The following is a 17,032-nucleotide window of genomic DNA, read 5'->3' on the forward strand; positions in this document are numbered from 1 at the left end:
CACAAGGACCGTACCATCACAATAATTAGCAGCACCCTTTAGCGCCAACTGCCCGGTTATAGATTTCATAAAAATAAACCAACCCGCTTTTTCCTCTAAATAATCAAGGAAACCGGCATGACCCCAAGCAACCGCAAGACCCTCGCACTCTCCCTGCTGTGCGCCGCCCTGAGCCTGGGCGCGTGGCAATCGGTAAGTGCCGCCGCCCCCAAAGACACCCTGATGATCGGCAAGGCCGCCGACCCGCAAACCCTCGACCCGGCCGTGACCATCGACAATAACGATTGGGCGGTGACGTACCCGGCGTACCAGAAACTGGTGGCCTACAAAGTCGAAAACGGCAAGGGCAGCACCGAGGTCAAGGGCGACCTGGCCGACAGCTGGACCACCTCGGCCGACGGCCTGGTGTGGGACTTCAAACTCAAGCCCGGCAACAAGTTCGATGACGGCGCCGAGGTCGACGCCAACGCAGTGAAGTTCTCCTTCGACCGCGTGATGCAGCTCAAGCAAGGCCCGTCGGGCGCGTTCCCGGATGACATGAAAGTCACCGTGGTCGACCCGCTCACCGTGCGCTTCACCCTGACCAAACCCTACGCGCCCTTCCTCTACACCCTCGCCCACAACGGCGCCGGCATCATCAACCCGGACGTGGTGAAACAGGGCGACGTCAACGCCTACCTCTCCACCCACACCGCCGGTTCCGGCGCGTTCCGCCTGACCAACTGGCAGAAAGGCCAGAGCCTGACCCTGGAACCCAACACCTACTACGCCGGCCCCAAGCCCGCGCTGAACAAGGTGGTGATCAAGATCATCAGCGAAGCCTCGGTACGCCGCCTGCAACTGGAACGCGGTGACCTGGACATTGCCGAAGACATGCCCCAGGACCAGCTCACCAACCTGGCCAAAAAGAAAGACGTGGTGATCAAGGAGTTCCCGTCGCTGCGGGTGACCTACCTGTACCTGAACAACCAGAAAGCCCCGCTGAACAACCAGAACGCCCGCCAGGCGATCGTTGATGCGGTGGACTACAAAGGCATTGTCGACGGCATCCTCAAGGGCCAGGCCAAGTTGATGAACGGGCCGATTCCTGCCGGCATGTGGGCCAATGACCCGAGCCTGCCAATGATGAAACAGGACCTGGACGGCGCGGGTGCGAACCTGAAGAAGCTCCCGACAAAAATCACCACCCTGAACTACATGTACTCCGACAAGGACCCGGACTGGGAATCCATCGGCCTGACCCTGCAAGCCAGCCTGGCGCCGCTGGGGATCAACCTGAAGATGGAAAAACTGGCCAACGCCACCATGCGCGAGCGCCTGGGCAAGGGTGACTTCGACGTGTCCATCGGCTCATGGGCGCCGGACTTCTCCGATCCCTACATGTACATGAACTTCTGGTTCGACTCGTCCCTGCAAGGGCTGCCGGGCAACCGCTCGTTCTACAGCAACCCGGTGGTGGACAAGCTGATTCGCGATGCGGCCGCCAACAACGACACGGCCAAACGCACCGAGCTGTACCAGGAAGCCCAGAAGATCGTGCTCAAGGACAGCGTGTACGCCTACCTGTATCAGAAGAACTACACCCTGCCGATGCGTGATTCGGTGAAGGGGTACGTGTTCCATCCGATGCTGGAGCAGGTGTTCAACGTGGCTGAGATCAGTAAGTAACACGCGATCAAATGTGGGAGCGGGCTTGCTCGCGAATACGGTGGATCAGTCATACATCGGGTAACTGATACACCGCTTTCGCGAGCAAGCCTGCTCCCACACGGGTCATGCTGTGTTTCCAGGCTGTATTCCTGATCCAAATGTCTCGCGTTACCGAGGAGCCCTCATGGCCTTCCTGAATATGTTGCGCAAACGCCTGTTCGGCCTGATTTTGGTCGTCGTCGGCGTTTCGCTGATTACCTTTTGCATCTCTCACCTGATCCCGGGTGACCCGGCACGCCTGATTGCCGGCGACCGGGCCAGCGACGCTATCGTCGAGAACATCCGTCATCAACTGGGCCTCGACCTGCCGCTGTACCAACAATATGGCCGCTACATGAGCGACCTGCTGCACGGCGATCTCGGCACATCGATCCGCACCAGCCGTCCGGTGCTGGAAGACCTGAAAGCCTTCTTCCCCGCGACCCTGGAACTGGCGGTTGCCGCCCTGTTGCTCTCCGTATTGGTAGGCGTGCCGCTTGGCGTGCTGTCAGCGGTGTATCACAACCGCGCCATCGACCAGATCGCCCGAACGCTGGCGGTCACCGGCATTTCCACGCCGGCCTTCTGGCTTGGCCTGGGCCTGATCGTGTTGTTCTACGGCCAGCTCGGCTGGTTGCCCGGCAGCGGTCGGCTGGATGAAGGCCTCGAACCACCCCGCACCATTACCGGGTTCTACCTGATCGACTCGCTGCTGGCCGGCGATATACCGCTGTTCCTGAATGCCCTGGAACACCTGATCCTGCCCGCCGTCACCCTGGGTTTCGTCAATCTCGGCGTGGTCGCCCGGCAGATCCGTTCGGCAATGCTCGACCAGTTGGGCGAGGACTACATTCGCACCGCCCGTGCCTATGGACTGTCGCGCTGGGCGGTGATTTTGCGCCACGCCCTGCCCAATGCGCTGATCCCGTCGATCACCGTGCTCGGCCTGACCCTCGGTGACCTGCTATACGGCGCGGTGCTGACGGAAACCGTGTTCGCCTGGCCGGGCATGGGCGCCTATGTGGTGAAGTCGATCCAGTCCCTGGATTTCCCGGCGGTAATGGGCTTCGCGATCATGGTGTCGTTTATTTATGTGCTGCTGAACATGCTGATCGACCTGCTCTACCGGGTGGTCGACCCACGCATCGGCGAGGTGAATTGAGATGACCGCCCCCGTGACCATGCCCGTACCGGTGCCCCTCGAGCAACGCCCCACCTGGCGTGCGCGAATGGAGTACCTGGGCTATCAAATACGCCGCAGCCCGCTGACCATCGCCGGCCTGACCATCACCTTGATCGTGCTGATCTGCATGGCCTTCGCTCCGTGGCTGGCCAGCCATGACCCCAACGCGTTGAACCTGGCCCAGCGCCTGGCCGAGCCCTCCGCCGAACATTGGTTCGGCACTGATGAAGTCGGCCGCGACCTGTTCAGCCGGGTGCTGTACGGCAGCCGCCAGTCGGTGGGCGTCGGCTTGTTCGTGGCGTTTTCTTCGTGCCTGGTGGGCGGGCTGCTGGGCTGCCTGTCGGGGATCATCGGCGGGCGTTTCGACAGCCTGATCATGCGCCTGATGGACATCATGCTGTCGGTGCCGTCCCTGGTGCTAATCATGGCGCTGGCCGCCGCCCTGGGCCCGAGCCTGTTCAACGCGATGCTGGCGATCACCGTGGTGCGCATTCCGTTCTATGTGCGCCTGGCCCGCGGGCAAGCCCTGAGCATTCGCCAGATGGGCTACGTCAAGGCGTCCCAGACCTTCGGCGCCGGGCGCTGGCACATCGTGTCGTGGCACGTGGGCCGCAACGCCATGCCGCCGTTGCTGGTGCAACTGAGCCTGGACATCGGCAGCGCGATCCTGATGGCCTCGGCCCTGGGCTTCATCGGCCTGGGCGCGCAACAGCCCACCGCCGAATGGGGCGCGATGGTTGCCACCGGGCGCAATTTCATTCTCGACAACTGGTGGTACTCGACCTTTCCGGGGCTGGCGATCCTGGTCACCGCGACCGGTTTCAACCTGCTGGGTGACGGTGTTCGTGACCTGCTCGACCCACGGCAACAGGGGAAATGACCATGTCCAGTCCGGCAGTCCTTGCCATCGATAACCTGAGCCTGGAATTCCCGGCTTACCGTAACAACGTCCAGGCACTCAACGGCGTGTCGTTACACGTCAACCCCGGCGAAGTGGTCGGCGTGGTGGGAGAGTCCGGCTCCGGCAAATCCGTGACCGCCATGCTCAGCCTGCGCCTGCTGCCGGAGCGCAGTTACCGGATCACCGCCGGCAGCTTGCAGATGCTTGGCCGCGACATGCTCGGCGCCAGCGAAAAAGAGCTGTTGCAGATTCGCGGGCGGGACGCGGCGATGATCTTCCAGGAGCCGATGACCGCGCTGAACCCGACCCGGCGCATTGGCCGGCAGATGCTCGACGTGATCATCCATCACCAGCGCCTGAGCAAGGCTGCCGCCCGCGCCAAGGCCATCGCCCTGCTGCGGGACATGCACATCGCCGACCCCGAGCAAGTGCTCGACAGTTACCCTTTCGAACTGTCCGGCGGCATGCGCCAGCGGGTGATGATCGCCCTGGCGTTTTCCTGCGACCCGCAGTTGCTGATCGCCGACGAACCCACCACCGCCCTCGACGTCACCGTGCAACGCCAGGTGCTGTTGCTGCTGCGGGAAAAAGCCCGGGAGCGCGGCACCGCGATCTTGCTGATCACCCACGACATGGCCGTGGTCTCGCAGTTCTGCGACCGGGTCTACGTGATGTACACCGGCGCGGTGGTAGAAGAAGGCCCGACCGCCCAGGTGATGAGCGATCCGCGCCATCCCTACACCCAAGGCCTGCTCAGCGGCTTGCCGGAACAGGTAAAGCCCGGCGACGACCTGCTGACCATCCCCGGCCAGGTGCCCAACCTCGCCGCCCTGCCCTCAGGCTGCACCTTCCGCGAACGCTGCCCCCAGGCCATGAGCCAATGCATCGAGCGCCCGCGCCTGAACCTGATCAACCCTGTCGGCACTCGCAAAAGCGCGTGCTGGCTGACTTCCGGGGAGTCGGTGTAATGACAGTGCCTCAAGATTCACTGCTGGCCCTGCGGGATGTACGGGTCAAGTTCCCGGTGAAAACCGACTGGCTGGGCCGCCCGCGCGGTTATGCCCACGCCTTGAACGGCATCGACTTGCAGGTGCGCCGTGGGGAAACCCTGGGGATTGTCGGCGAATCCGGCTGCGGTAAAAGCACCCTCGCCCAATTGCTGATGGGCCTGGTCAAGCCCAGTGACGGCGAAGTGGACTGGGTCTACGAAAGCGCCCGGGAACGTCACCGCCATGTGCAGATCGTGTTCCAGGATCCGCAATCGTCCCTCGACCCGCGCCTGCCCATCTGGAAAATCATCACCGAGCCGCTGTTCGCCCTCGGCGACACGCCCAAGGGTGAAATGCGCACCATCGCCGCCAAGGTCGCCGCCCAAGTGGGCATCCGCGCCGAATACCTGGACCGCTACCCGCACCAGTTTTCCGGTGGCCAGCGCCAACGCATCGCCATCGCCCGCGCGCTCGCCTCCAACCCGAGCATCCTGGTGCTGGACGAACCGACCTCGGCCCTGGATATCTCGGTGCAGGCGCAAATCCTCAACCTGCTGGCCGAGCTGCAACGCCGGCTGGGGCTGACCTACATCCTGATCTCCCACAACGTGTCCGTGGTGCGGCACATGGCCGACCGGGTGGCGGTGATGTACCTGGGGCAGATTGTGGAACTGGGGTGTGCCGAGCAAGTGCTGGAGCAGCCGAAGCATCCCTACACCCAGCTGCTGCTGGAGGCCGTCCCCAAGCTGGGGGTGGCACTGGATGATGCCTACGTCAGTGCGCCCACCGAGTTGCCGGGGAACCGGGTATTGCCGGGCGGGTGCTTTTTCCTTGATCGCTGTCCGAGGCGTACACAAGGATGCGAGCGGCCGCAGCGGTTGACCGGCGGGATGAGTCAGCAGGTGCGGTGTCATCTGGAACATCCATAAACCGCACCTGCCGAGGCTTCAGGGTGTAGGTTCCATCCCCAGTGTTGCCGACGCGACACTGGGGACTGCGGCTGGACTGCCGCTGGCGACAAAATCCTCTTTGCGCAGCACCACCAATGCAATCAACGACACCGCCCCGGTCGCCACATAAAAGTACCAGGGTGACGTGATGTCGCCGGTGACCTTGATCAGCCAGGTGGAGATCAGCGGCGCACTGCCGCCGAACACCGCCACCGGGATGTTGTACGCCACCGCGATCCCGGTGGAGCGAATGCGCGTGGGCAGCAGCTCGCTCATCAACGCGTACGTCGACGAGGCATACAGCCCGAACAGAATCGCCACCGCCATCAGCGGCCAGAAGAACGAGGCCGGCGTGGCCGTGGGCGCCGATTTGAACATCCAGAACATGGCCAGGGTGGCCAGCGTGCCGATCACCAGCAAGAACGGTTTGCGCCCGTATTTGTCGGTGAAGGCACCACCAAACGGCATCACGAATGCCGCCGAGAAGCTGGCGACGAAGACGTAGAGCAAAGTGGTGCCGCTGTCGAACTTGAGGATTTTCGACATGTAGGTCGAGGCGAAGGTCAGCACGAGGTAAAAGATCGAGCTGTGCAGGGTGATGATGAAGAACACCAGGGCGATCGCCCGCTTCCACTGCCAGACTTCACGCAGGGGCGCCTTGGAGGTTTCACCGGCGCGTTGCAGGGCCAGGAACTCGGGGCTGTCTTCCAGCTTCAGGCGGATGTACATGGAGATCATGCCCAGTGGCGCAGCGATCAGAAAGGGAATGCGCCATGCCCATTCCTGCATCAAATCAGCGCCCAGGATCCAGGTCATGCCATTGGCGACCGCACCGCCGAGCAACAGGCCGAGCACCGCCGTGACCATCAGCCAGCAAGTGGCAAACCCGCGGCGGCCGGGACCGGCGTATTCAGAGATAAAGCTGGTGACAGTGCCAATCTCGCCGCCGGCTGAGAAGCCCTGCACGCAACGCACCAGGATCAGCAACACCGGCGCGGCGATGCCCAGGGTCGCGTAAGTCGGCAACAGCCCCAGCAGGCAGGTCGAGCCGGTCATCATCACCAGGGCCATGATCAGGGTTTTGCGTCGACCGATCTTGTCCGCCAGCGGGCCGAAAAAAAGCCCGCCCAGAGGCCGGATGAAGAAGCTCAGGGCAAATGCCGCAAAGCTCGCCAGCAGGCTGGTGGTGGGGTCGTCGGAGACAAAAAACGCCTGGCCGATGTAGACCGCCAGAAAGCCGTAGACGCCGTAGTCGTACCACTCGATCAAGTGACCGGAAGTGGCACCGAGAAACGCACGGCGCCGCTTGCGGGCCGTGTCTTGCTGTTGAATGCCCATCGATGGGACTCCTTGTCTGATGTCTATCCATGAAAAGCGGGGTCAGTGAGCGGCGGTGATGCTCTGCTGTTTCAGCCACGCCCGCAAGTCGGTCTTGAGGATCTTGCCGTAACTGTTCTTGGGAAGTTCGTCGCGAAACACGTATTTCCTGGGCTTTTTGAACGAAGCCATGCGCTCGATAAACCAGGCACCCAGTAGCTTTTCATCGAGGGTTTGCGCGCCGCGGGTCACCACAAAAGCTACCACCGACTCGCCCCACTGCGCATCGGGCTCGCCCACCACGCACACTTCAAACACATCGGGATGCTGGGCCAAAACCTCTTCCACTTCACGGGGGTAGACGTTGCTGCCACCGGTAATGATGACGTCCTTGGAGCGATCCGTGAGGGTCAGGTAGCCGGCCGAATCGAGAAAACCGATGTCGCCGGTCAAGAGCCAGCCATCCACCAGGGCCTGGCGGGAGGCCGCTTCGTTGCGCCAGTAACCCTGCATGACGGTCGCGCCACGCACGGCAATTTCACCGCGCTGCCCCGCCGGCAGGGGCTGGTGATCGGCGTCCAGGATGCGGATTTCCATACAGGACTGCGCCTGGCCAACGGAGGCCGCCAGGGTTGCCCAGTCCGGGCGCTGCCGGTCGGCGATCAGTGCGCGGGGCAGCACGCTGATGGTCATCGGGGTTTCGCCCTGGCCGTAGATCTGCACCAGGCGCGGGCCGAACGTGTCGACGGCCTCTTGCAGGTCCGCCAGGTACATCGGGCCACCACCGTAGACGATGGTCTTGATCCCTTCCCCGCCATAGCCCTCGCGCCGCGCCTGTTCCACCATCCGCTTGACCATGGTGGGCGCGGCAAACAGCGAGACATTGCCCAGTCCGGCAGCCAGCCCGAACAACTCGCCAGCGTCGAAACCACGGGACCCAGGGACCACGTGCCGTGCCCCGCAGCGCACATGGATAAAGTTGTAGAGCCCGGCTCCATGGGACATCGGCGCGGCGTACACCACCGCGTCATCGCCGCTGACCGGGTCAACATCTGTGGGGTAACACAGCGACATGGCGATCAGATTGCCGTGACACAGCATCACCCCCTTGGAACGCCCGGTGGTGCCGGAGGTGTAGAACAGCCACGCCAGGTCCTGATCCTCGCGGCGGCAAGGCTGATCCAGCGACGGGCCGGCGAGCGCGGTCGGCAAGACACGCCCATCCCACTCGCTACAGCCTTCAGGCAAAGCCCCGTGCGCAAACACCTGGCCACCGTCGGTAAAGATCAATCGCGCCTGGGCGTTATCGGTAATCCAGGCCGCTTCCGCCGGGTGCAATTTGCTGTTGATCGGCACTGCTACACCGCCGATCCACCAGATGGCGTAGAGCAGTTCCAGGTACTCGCAGCAATTCTTCATCAGCAGCGCCACATGATCGCCGGGCACCAGGCCGTGCTGGTCGACCAAGGCGGCAGCGCGTTGCCGCACCCGTGCCGCGAAGGTCCCATAGTCCGCCACCTGGCGAGTCCCTTCGAACAACGCAGGTCGTTGCGGATCGCGACGTTGGGTGTCGTGCAGCCAGTTGGCAATATTCATCTCAGTACCGCCGTGCTTGCAGCACCGAGGCGTAGTTGGCCACGGCCATTCCGCCCATGTTGAACACCAGGCCGAACTCGGGATTGGGCACCGACAGGCCGATTGCCTCCCCCGTCAGTTGCCGAAATGCCAGAGCATGCATCGACACGCCCGTGGCGCCTACCGGATGCCCCTTGGCCTTGAGCCCGCCGGACAGGTTCACCGGCAAACGCCCTCCCGCCCGCACGGAGCCGTTATCCAGGGCACGATGCCCTTCGCCCTTGGGCGCAAGGCCCATGGCTTCGTAGATCAGCAACTCGGCGATGGTAAAGCAGTCATGCACCTCGGCAAAACTCAGGTCTGCCAGGGTTACATTGGCCCCACGCAACGCCGAGTGGATCGCCCGCTGCGGGCCCTCAAACGCCAGGATGTCGCGCTGGGCGATCGGCAGAAAGTCGTTCACTTGGGTCATTGCCCTGATCTGCACATCACGACGAAACGCCCGGGCCCGCTGGGGCGAGGCCAGGATAATGGCCGCAGCGCCGTCGCTGATCAGCGAGCAGTCCGTCAGGCGCAACGACGGCGCCACCAGCGGATTGCCCTGGGAGACGTTGTTGCAGTATTCGAAATCCATCACCCGGTGCATCTGCGCCAAGGGGTTGGCCATGGCATTGGAGTGGTTCTTGGTGGCGATGGCCGCCATGGATGACAGCGGGCAATGGTAGCGCTCGGCGTATTGGCGCGCCGCCATGCCGAACAGTTGCGGAAAACTCAGGCCCGCCTCGGCCGGATCATTCTGATAGCCGGCGCCGGCCAGCGCGTGGGTCACCTGCGCGGTGGTGTTGTGGGTCATTTTTTCGGCCCCCACCACCAGCACCAGTTCGGCGCTGCCGGACAGGATGGCATTGACCCCCGCCTGAATCGCTGCCGAACCGGATGCGCAGGCATTTTCACAACGGCTGGCAGGCGTGAAACGAAATCCCGGGTCGGCTTGCAGCAGCAACGAGGCGGCGAAACCGTCGGGCACCATCCCCGCGTTGAAATGCCCGAGAAACAACGCGTCGATTTCCGACGCATCAAGGGCGGCATCCGCCAGGGCTTCGCGGGTGACCTGAACGATCAAGTCTTCCAGGGTAGAGCCTTCCAGGCGGCCAAACCGTGAGTGGCCAGCGGCAACAATCGAAACGCAATCAACGGGCATGTGTATTTTCTTCTGTGCTTGGTGCGGACATTCCTTAGAATGACCCACCGAACAGCCCCCTTGCCAGTTCGTGCAACTACTTACATGGATAAGTAGCGTGGGCCGGATACCCCCTGAGGCAGGATGCCCGATGAGCGTTTTCGCACACCAACTCCAAGACATCGAACGCCTGGCGTTCAGAGTGTCCCCGGCCCCACAACTGATCACCAGCCACCGGGTGATACTCGATTGCAATGAAGCCTTCCTGCAGCTGTTCGGCTACCCGCGTGAAGCACTGCTCAACCAGTTGACCCTGTTGATCTACCCCTCCCAGGCCGACTATCACGCCATCGGCAAGCGCAGCCATGACTGGTTGCTCGACAGCAAGAACGGCTCCTACTCCGATGAGCGCTTCATGCAGCACCGCAGCGGCGAAGTGTTTTGGGCCAGGTCCCACGGCTACACGTTGACCCCGCACGACCCTTTCAAGCTGATGGTCTGGCACTTCGAGCGCCTCAACCGTACCCACCAGGGCACGGACGACCTGACGCCCCGGGAGCGGGAAATCGCCATGCACATCGTCAACGGGCTCAAGTCCAAGGAAATCGCCCAGCGCCTGGGCATCTCCCACCGCACCGTGGAGGTTCACCGGGCACGCCTGATGAAAAAGTTGCAGGCGAAGACCATTGTCGAGCTGGTATCGAAAATTATCCGGGTGGGCTGAAGCACCTGGCTTGAACCACAGAGGATTACCCCGCCGCCCACACCGGCTGGCGTTCAAACTCCTCGAACAACTCCAGGATCGTCTCCCTGACTTTCTGCACCGCGTTGCTCTGCACCGCCGTGTCCGGCCAGCACAGGGACAGTTCACGGGTGAACAACCGGTGATCGATCCGCGCCAGCTTGAGTTGCTGCTGCTCCAGCTCAACATGGGCCGCCGCCCACGGCAAAATCGTCACCCCCAACCGCGCCTGCACCGCCGAGAACAACAGGTTGGTGGAGTTGGCTTCGAACTCCACCTCAAACGGCAACCCGGCTTCCTGCATGGCGGCCTCTACGCGACTGCGAATGGTGTTGGGCGCACACGGCAGCACCAGCGGCATATTCGCCAGCGCCTCGATGCTGACGGGCATGTCCGCCAGGGCAAACTCCGGCCACGCCACCAGGTACAGGGTTTCGGTGAGCAAGCGTCGGGACGCCACGCTCCGGGTCGGCACCCCGTCGACAATCACCGCCATCGCCACCCGCCCCACGGTAATCAGCCCACCCAGGTCGGCGCTGGGAGCGTCGATCAGTTCCAGCTTGATCCCCGGATAGCGGCTGCGGATGGTGCGTGCCAGGGGAATCGCGAGCATCCGTGCGGTACTCGATGGCATGCCGACCGAGACCTTGCCCTGGGGGTATTCGGCGTCCTGGCGCAGCAGTTCGCGGGTGCCGTCGGCCTGGCGCAACAGCTCGATGGCATGCCGGTACAACGTCTGGCCCGCGGCGGTGGGCACCACGCCCTGCACGCTGCGCTCGAGCAGTTGCATGTCCATGTCCCGCTCCAGGTTACGCATCTGCTGGCTGATGGCGGGCTGGGCGATGTGCAGCGCCTCGCTGGCGCGGGTGATGTTGGCGCACTCGACCACTTTGACGAAGTAGCGCAACTGGCGCAGGTCCATGGGAGCCTCCCCAAAAAAATCGACTCTATATAAAAATCCGATGGGACCAAAGGAATTTCATATTTGTTACTTATGTAGGACCGGCATAGATTGATTTCACAATAAACGAAGCGCCTCGCCGCGCTTCTATAGGCCCGATCAGGGTCAATGGGAGGTCGTCATGTCCAAAGCGTTAACCGCATCGGCAACGAGGGTAAAACCCCACAAAACACCGCTGTCCCGCGAGCAGATTCGTGGCTTCTGGGCGGTGTACCTGGGCTGGGTCCTGGATGGTGTGGATTCGGTGATCTTCGCCCTGGTGCTGATCCCCGCCCTGACCGAGTTGCTGCCCAATTCCGGGCTCGCCCCCACGGCGGCGAACATCGCCATGTATGGCTCGATCATGTTCGGCCTGTTCCTGGTGGGCTGGGGCTTGTCGTTTATCTGGGGCCCGCTGGCCGACCGCTTCGGACGGGTCAAGGTGCTGGCCGCGAGCATCCTGGTGTACTCGATTTTTACCGGTGCGGCAGCCTTCTCCGACAACATCTGGCAACTGGCGATTTTCCGCTTGATCGCCGGGATTGGCGTCGGCGGTGAGTGGGCGCTGGCGGGCACCTACGTGGCCGAGAGCTGGCCCGAGGACCGGCGCAAGATGGGCGCCGGGTATCTGCAAACTGGTTACTACCTGGGCTTTTTCATCGCCGCGCTGCTCAATTACACCGTCGGCGCCACTTACGGCTGGCGCGTGATGTTCTTGTGCGGGCTGTTTCCGGCGGTCGTGGCGATCTACACCGCGCTGAAGGTCAAGGAGCCGCAAGCCGTGCGCAGCACACCCAAGGCAGGTGCATCTGCGCCCTGGTGGGAAATTTTCGCCCCGGCCTTTCGCCGTCGCACCTTGACCAGCTCGGCCTTGGTCGGGGTGGCAATTGTCGGTCTATGGGCCGGTTCCGTGTATGAAGCCACCGCCGTGGTCACCCTGGCGACCCGCGCCGGTATCGACCACGTGGGCGCCGTGCACCTGGCGTCGATTGGCGCGGCGGTGCTGTCCCTGAGCACCATTCTCGGTTGCCTGGTAGCGCCCTGGTTGGCCGAACAACTCGGTCGGCGAATGGCCCTGGGGATTTATTTCAGCGGCATGGCGGCGTCGATCATCTTTGCTTTTGGCTGGGTGTTTTACCTGGACGATGGCCTGCACCTGTTCATGGTGTCGCTGGTCTTCCTCGGCTTTTTCGGCGGCAATTTCGCGATCTTTTCCCTGTGGTTGCCGGAACAATATCCCACCCGGATCCGCGCCACCGCATTTGCCTTCAACGCGTCGGTGGGGCGTTTCATCGGCGCCGGCGTCAACTTCCTGCTGGCCGCCGCCATTCATTGGTATGGCTCCATCGGCGCGCCGATTGCCTGGACCGCCGCAGCCTTTGTACTGGGCGTGCTGATCCTGCCGTTTGCCGTCGAAACCCGTCATCAGACATTGCCGCAATAACCCCGACTGGAGAAGTCCATGCAAGCGTTGCAAGGCATCAAGATCATCGACCTCAGTCGCGCCCTCTCGGGACCGTTCTGCACCATGGTGCTGGCGGATCTGGGCGCCGATGTGATCAAGGTAGAGCCCGGGCCGGCCGGCGACATGAGCCGGACCTGGGGCCCGTTCGACCGGGGTACCAGCACCTACTACCTCTCGTGCAACCGCAACAAGCGTGGCCTGTGCGTGGACTATCGCAACCCCAAGGGCCTGGACACGATCCAGCAGTTGATCGACGACGCCGACGTGGTCATCGAGAACTTCAAGCCCGGCACCCTGGAGAGCATGGGCCTGGGTTATGAGGTGCTCAGCGCGCGTAATCCAAGGCTGATCCTGGGCAGTATCAACGCGTTTGGCAGCGACGGGCCGATGAGCAGTTGGCCGGGATTCGACCAGATTGCCCAAGGCTATTCCGGGCTGATGAGCCTGACGGGTTTCAACGAGGGCGACCCGACCCGTACCGGCACCGCCATCGGCGACCTGACTTCGGGCATGTGGCTGGTGAGTGCGGTGCTGGCGGCACTGCTGGAACGCGAGCGCACCGGGCGCGGCCAGCACGTCAACACGTCGCTGCTGGCCAGCCTGGTGGGCCTGCTGAGTGTGCACGGCCAGCGTTACCTGAGCCTGGGCGATGTGCCTCGGCGCACCGGCAATGCCCATGCGGTGATTGCACCCTACGGCGTGTTCCAGACCCTGGATGGCCCGTTGAACCTGGCGCCGATCACCTCGGCGATGTGGGGCCGGTTGTGCGTGTTGCTGGACCTGCCCGAGCTGCCGGACGACCCGCGCTTCGCCAGCAACGAAGCCCGGGTGGAACGCCGGGATGAGTTGAAAGCGATCCTGGAAACCCGCCTGAAAACCCGCGGCAAGCGTGACTGGACCGAACGCTTTATCGCCGCCGGATTGCCTGCCGGCCCGATCAACACCCTCGACGAAGTGTTCGCCGACCCGCAGGTGCTGCACAGCCAGTTGACCCGCACCCTGAACCATCCCAACCTGGGTGCATTGCGCCAGGTCGTCACGCCGATCTTCAGCGACGCCGCGCCGACCGAGCTGCAACGCCCCCCGCCGCTGCTTGGGGAGCACAGTGTCGAAATCCTCCAGCAAGCCGGTTTCGACCCGGCCTCGATCCAGGCCTTGCTCAACTCCCATGTCATCTTGCAAGCCACGCACCCCGAACACGCCACAGGAGTCGCACCATGACCGTTAACGTTTCCCTCACACTGCTCGACAAGCGTATCGCCCGCCTGGTGTTCAGCAACCCCAGCCAGCGCAATGCCCTCAGCGCGCAACTGCTCAACGGTCTCGACGAAAGCCTGGTCGCCCTCGCCGCCCAGGGCGTCGGCGTGGTGATCCTCGGCGCTGAGGTGGGCCATTCGGTGTGGAGCGCCGGCCACGACATCGGCGAAGTGGCGCACGACCGCGACCCGGTGGCCTACGGCAAGCCGCTGGAGCAAGTGCTGCGGCGCATCCGCGCCTACCCCGGCGTGGTGATCGCGGCGATCTCGGGCTCAGCCTGGGGCGGCGCCGTGGACCTGGCCATGAGCTGCGATATGGTGGTCGCCGACCACAACGCCAGCTTCGCCATGACCCCGGCCAATATCGGCCTGCCCTACACCACCAGCGGCCTGCTGCGGTTCTTCAACAACCTGCCGATTCACGTGCTCAAGGAAATGTTCTTCTGCGCCCAGAAGCTCGACGCCGAACGCGCCGAACGCTTCGGCGTGATCAACCGCTTGGTGGCCACCGACGCCCTGGAAGCCACCGCTCTGGAGATCGCCCGGGGCATTGCCGCCAAGGCACCGTTGGCAATCCAGGCAGTGAAGGAGCAACTGCGTATCCTCGAAGACCTGCAACCAATGCCGGTACAGGCCATGGAGCAGATCGCCGAACTGCGACGCCAGGCCTGTGAGAGTGCCGACTTCGGCGAAGGGTTGGCGGCGTTTGCCGAACGGCGACCGCCGGTGTTTGAGGGGCGCTGATGCGTTATTAACAAAATTTTCATGTTTGCGCGGCTATGATCCGCCACCTCGTTGGGGAGTAGCCTGCTTCGGATTCTCGAAGCGTTCGTATCAACATTCTCGGCAACATGCCGTGGTGCGAACACCATTTTGGTTGGTGAGACCAGCGACACATCCATGCCTAAAGTCGGGCGTGTGGTTGTGTCGTTGACTCATATAGCCCGACTGGAAGTCTTACCGTGAACCCCATTTCCCTCATCCTTCTCGCCCTTGCCATGTCCACGGACGCCTTTGCGGCGGCCATCGGCAAAGGTTCCAGCCTGCACAAACCCCGTTTGACCGAAGCCCTGCGGGCCGGTCTGATCTTTGGTGTGATTGAAGCCATCACGCCGATCATCGGCTGGGCTATCGGCCAGGCGGCCACCCGCTGGGTGGAACAGTGGGACCACTGGATCGCCTTTACCCTGCTGGTAGCCTTGGGCCTGCACATGATCTACAACGGCTTGAAAGCCGATGATCCAGAAGAAGAGAAACCGAGCCAGCACTCGTTCATGATTCTTGCCGTAACGGCGTTTGCCACCAGCATTGATGCCCTGGCGGTCGGTGTGGGCCTGGCGTTTGTTGACGTGAATATTCTGGTGGCCGCTGCGTCGATCGGCTTGGCGACCATGACCATGGTGACCATCGGCATGATGCTCGGCCGGGTGCTGGGGACGGTGGTGGGCAAGCGCGCCGAGATGGTCGGCGGCGTGGTGCTGATGCTGGTGGGTGCGACGATTTTGTATGAGCACCTGTCGGTCTAGACACTGGCGAAGATCAAAATGTGGGAGCGGGCTTGCTCGCGAAGGCGGTGTGTCAGTCGCTGAATATGCCAGCTGAACCACCGATTTCGCGAGCAAGCCCGCTCCCGCACAAGCGCGCTCCCACAGGGGATCTGCGGCGATCAATCAGGCCGCGTGTTTTTCTTTCTTCAGGCTCTCGATGTCGATCACAAACCGATACTTCACATCGCCCTTGAGCATGCGCTCGTAGGCTTCATTGATGCTCTGGATGTCGATCATCTCAATGTCCGAGACGATCCCGTGCCTGGCGCAGAAATCCAGCATGTCCTGGGTTTCCTGGATGCCGCCGATCAACGATCCGGCCAGGCTGCGGCGCTTGAAGATCAGGTTGAACACCGTCGGTGACGGGTGTGGGCTGTCCGGCGCGCCTACCAGGGTCATGGTGCCGTCGCGCTTGAGCAGGTTGAGGAAGGCATCGAGGTTGTGGGACGCGGCCACGGTGTTGAGGATGAAGTCCAGGGAGTTGGCAACCTTGGCCATTTCATCCGGGTTTTTCGACACCACTACTTCGTCGGCACCCAGGCGCAGGCCGCCTTCGCGCTTGTTCGGCGAGGTCGTGAACAGCACCACGTAGGCGCCCATGGCGTGGGCGATTTTCACCGCCATATGCCCCAGGCCACCCAGGCCGACGACGCCGACGCGCTTGCCCGGCCCGACCTTCCAGTGGTGCAGCGGTGAGTAGGTGGTAATGCCTGCACACAGCAGCGGCGCGACCGCCGCCAGGTTGCTCTCGTCGTGGGAGATGCGCAGGACGAACTTCTCCTTGACCACGATAGTGTCCGAGTAGCCGCCGAAGGTGTTTTCGCCGCCAAACACCGGGCCGTTGTAAGTGCCGGTGAAGCCGTTTTCACAGTACTGCTCTTCGCCCTCGACGCAGGATTCGCAGTGTTGGCAACTGTCGACCATGCAGCCGACGCCGGCCAGGTCGCCCACCTTGAACTTGCTGACATTGGCGCCCACGGCGGTCACTCGGCCAACGATTTCATGGCCCGGCACCGATGGGTACAGGGTGTTGTGCCATTCGTCGCGTACGGTGTGCAGGTCCGAGTGGCAGACGCCGCAATAGAGAATGTCGATCTGCACGTCATCGGCCCCGGGGGCGCGACGTTCGAATGTGAAGGGTTTGAGTGAGTCCTTGGAGTCACGAGCGGCGTAGCTGTAAGTCTTGGCCATTTCGTTCACCTGTTTGTTCAGACGGTTGAAGTCAGTTGACCAGCATAGACGCTGAACCGTTCAACCGAGCACGCCCATACAATCCGCACGGCAGCCCGGCCCCTAAG

At 62.8% G+C, this 17,032-nt stretch carries 15 protein-coding genes and 1 riboswitch; of the genes, 10 read left to right on the forward strand and 5 right to left on the reverse strand.

Going from position 1 to position 17,032, the window contains the following annotated elements; translation table 11 throughout:
* The first annotated feature begins 117 nt into the window (after positions 1-117).
* The 5 genes from D109_RS0101550 to D109_RS0101570 all read left to right on the forward strand — a co-directional run bounded on the left by D109_RS0101550 (position 118) and on the right by D109_RS0101570 (position 5,691).
* Positions 118-1,668 (forward strand): ABC transporter substrate-binding protein, encoded by a 1,551-nt coding sequence (locus tag D109_RS0101550; protein WP_017475339.1) that lies wholly within the window; start codon positions 118-120, stop codon positions 1,666-1,668.
* Positions 1,669-1,834: 166 nt separating this feature from the next.
* Positions 1,835-2,851 (forward strand): ABC transporter permease, encoded by a 1,017-nt coding sequence (locus tag D109_RS0101555; protein WP_017475340.1) that lies wholly within the window; start codon positions 1,835-1,837, stop codon positions 2,849-2,851.
* A gap of 19 nt (positions 2,852-2,870) precedes the next feature.
* Positions 2,871-3,752: a D,D-dipeptide ABC transporter permease gene (gene ddpC, locus D109_RS0101560; protein ID WP_032868129.1), complete on the forward strand. Its 882-nt coding sequence runs from the start codon at positions 2,871-2,873 to the stop codon at positions 3,750-3,752.
* A complete protein-coding gene (locus tag D109_RS0101565; protein ID WP_017475342.1) occupies positions 3,749-4,741 on the forward strand; it encodes an ABC transporter ATP-binding protein in 993 nt (330 codons plus the stop codon). The genes ddpC and D109_RS0101565 overlap by 4 nt, the downstream gene beginning before the upstream one ends.
* A complete protein-coding gene (locus D109_RS0101570; RefSeq protein WP_017475343.1) occupies positions 4,741-5,691 on the forward strand; it encodes an oligopeptide/dipeptide ABC transporter ATP-binding protein in 951 nt (316 codons plus the stop codon). Before D109_RS0101565 ends, D109_RS0101570 begins: the two co-directional genes overlap by 1 nt.
* 18 nt (positions 5,692-5,709) lie before the next feature.
* Here the strand turns inward: D109_RS0101570 and D109_RS0101575 are convergent, their stop codons facing one another.
* Genes D109_RS0101575 through D109_RS0101585 form a run of 3 tightly spaced genes read right to left on the reverse strand, consistent with a single transcriptional unit; the run spans position 5,710 to position 9,805 of the window.
* Positions 5,710-7,050, reverse strand: coding sequence for an MFS transporter (locus tag D109_RS0101575; protein ID WP_017475344.1), 1,341 nt, complete (start codon positions 7,048-7,050; stop codon positions 5,710-5,712).
* A gap of 42 nt (positions 7,051-7,092) precedes the next feature.
* The gene (locus D109_RS0101580) at positions 7,093-8,625 is read right to left on the reverse strand and encodes a class I adenylate-forming enzyme family protein (protein ID WP_017475345.1); all 1,533 of its coding nucleotides are present in this window, start codon (positions 8,623-8,625) and stop codon (positions 7,093-7,095) included.
* Position 8,626: 1 nt separating this feature from the next.
* Complete coding sequence (locus tag D109_RS0101585) at positions 8,627-9,805, reverse strand: acetyl-CoA acetyltransferase (RefSeq protein WP_017475346.1); 1,179 nt, start codon at positions 9,803-9,805, stop codon at positions 8,627-8,629.
* Positions 9,806-9,935: 130 nt separating this feature from the next.
* Between D109_RS0101585 and D109_RS0101590 the strand changes: the two genes are divergently transcribed.
* Positions 9,936-10,508, forward strand: coding sequence for a LuxR C-terminal-related transcriptional regulator (locus D109_RS0101590; protein ID WP_017475347.1), 573 nt, complete (start codon positions 9,936-9,938; stop codon positions 10,506-10,508).
* 25 nt (positions 10,509-10,533) lie between these two features.
* Here the strand turns inward: D109_RS0101590 and D109_RS0101595 are convergent, their stop codons facing one another.
* Entirely contained in the window at positions 10,534-11,448 is a 915-nt protein-coding gene (locus D109_RS0101595; RefSeq protein WP_017475348.1) for a LysR substrate-binding domain-containing protein, read from the reverse strand.
* A 160-nt stretch (positions 11,449-11,608) separates the two neighbouring features.
* Between D109_RS0101595 and D109_RS0101600 the strand changes: the two genes are divergently transcribed.
* From D109_RS0101600 to mntP, 4 genes are all read left to right on the forward strand, one after another.
* The gene (locus D109_RS0101600; protein WP_017475349.1) at positions 11,609-12,910 is read left to right on the forward strand and encodes an MFS transporter; all 1,302 of its coding nucleotides are present in this window, start codon (positions 11,609-11,611) and stop codon (positions 12,908-12,910) included.
* 18 nt (positions 12,911-12,928) lie between these two features.
* A complete protein-coding gene (locus D109_RS0101605) occupies positions 12,929-14,152 on the forward strand; it encodes a CaiB/BaiF CoA-transferase family protein (protein ID WP_017475350.1) in 1,224 nt (407 codons plus the stop codon).
* Complete coding sequence (scpB, locus tag D109_RS0101610) at positions 14,149-14,931, forward strand: methylmalonyl-CoA decarboxylase (RefSeq protein ID WP_017475351.1); 783 nt, start codon at positions 14,149-14,151, stop codon at positions 14,929-14,931. The genes D109_RS0101605 and scpB overlap by 4 nt, the downstream gene beginning before the upstream one ends.
* A 41-nt stretch (positions 14,932-14,972) precedes the next feature.
* A riboswitch (yybP-ykoY riboswitch) is annotated at positions 14,973-15,139 on the forward strand.
* Between the two features lie 10 nt (positions 15,140-15,149).
* Positions 15,150-15,713 (forward strand): manganese efflux pump MntP, encoded by a 564-nt coding sequence (gene mntP, locus D109_RS0101615; protein WP_017475352.1) that lies wholly within the window; start codon positions 15,150-15,152, stop codon positions 15,711-15,713.
* 144 nt (positions 15,714-15,857) lie between these two features.
* On the opposite strand, the gene D109_RS0101620 is transcribed toward mntP, so the two are convergent.
* Positions 15,858-16,925 (reverse strand): NAD(P)-dependent alcohol dehydrogenase, encoded by a 1,068-nt coding sequence (locus D109_RS0101620; RefSeq protein WP_017475353.1) that lies wholly within the window; start codon positions 16,923-16,925, stop codon positions 15,858-15,860.
* Between the last annotated feature and the right edge of the window lie 107 nt (positions 16,926-17,032).

Origin of the sequence: Pseudomonas sp. PAMC 26793, from assembly GCF_000313235.1 — a bacterium.
GTDB classification, from domain to species: domain Bacteria; phylum Pseudomonadota; class Gammaproteobacteria; order Pseudomonadales; family Pseudomonadaceae; genus Aquipseudomonas; species Aquipseudomonas yamanorum.

Excerpts from the sequence above, each read along its gene's own strand:
- D109_RS0101550 (WP_017475339.1), top strand. The coding sequence starts at position 118 with ATGACCCCAAGCAACCGCAAGACCCTCGCACTCTCCCTGCTGTGCGCC.
- D109_RS0101555 (WP_017475340.1), top strand. The coding sequence starts at position 1,835 with ATGGCCTTCCTGAATATGTTGCGCAAACGCCTGTTCGGCCTGATTTTG.
- ddpC (WP_032868129.1), top strand. The coding sequence starts at position 2,871 with ATGCCCGTACCGGTGCCCCTCGAGCAACGCCCCACCTGGCGTGCGCGA.
- D109_RS0101565 (WP_017475342.1), top strand. The coding sequence starts at position 3,749 with ATGACCATGTCCAGTCCGGCAGTCCTTGCCATCGATAACCTGAGCCTG.
- D109_RS0101570 (WP_017475343.1), top strand. The coding sequence starts at position 4,741 with ATGACAGTGCCTCAAGATTCACTGCTGGCCCTGCGGGATGTACGGGTC.
- D109_RS0101575 (WP_017475344.1), bottom strand. The coding sequence starts at position 7,050 with ATGGGCATTCAACAGCAAGACACGGCCCGCAAGCGGCGCCGTGCGTTT.
- D109_RS0101580 (WP_017475345.1), bottom strand. The coding sequence starts at position 8,625 with ATGAATATTGCCAACTGGCTGCACGACACCCAACGTCGCGATCCGCAA.
- D109_RS0101585 (WP_017475346.1), bottom strand. The coding sequence starts at position 9,805 with ATGCCCGTTGATTGCGTTTCGATTGTTGCCGCTGGCCACTCACGGTTT.
- D109_RS0101590 (WP_017475347.1), top strand. The coding sequence starts at position 9,936 with ATGAGCGTTTTCGCACACCAACTCCAAGACATCGAACGCCTGGCGTTC.
- D109_RS0101595 (WP_017475348.1), bottom strand. The coding sequence starts at position 11,448 with ATGGACCTGCGCCAGTTGCGCTACTTCGTCAAAGTGGTCGAGTGCGCC.
- D109_RS0101600 (WP_017475349.1), top strand. The coding sequence starts at position 11,609 with ATGTCCAAAGCGTTAACCGCATCGGCAACGAGGGTAAAACCCCACAAA.
- D109_RS0101605 (WP_017475350.1), top strand. The coding sequence starts at position 12,929 with ATGCAAGCGTTGCAAGGCATCAAGATCATCGACCTCAGTCGCGCCCTC.
- scpB (WP_017475351.1), top strand. The coding sequence starts at position 14,149 with ATGACCGTTAACGTTTCCCTCACACTGCTCGACAAGCGTATCGCCCGC.
- D109_RS0101620 (WP_017475353.1), bottom strand. The coding sequence starts at position 16,925 with ATGGCCAAGACTTACAGCTACGCCGCTCGTGACTCCAAGGACTCACTC.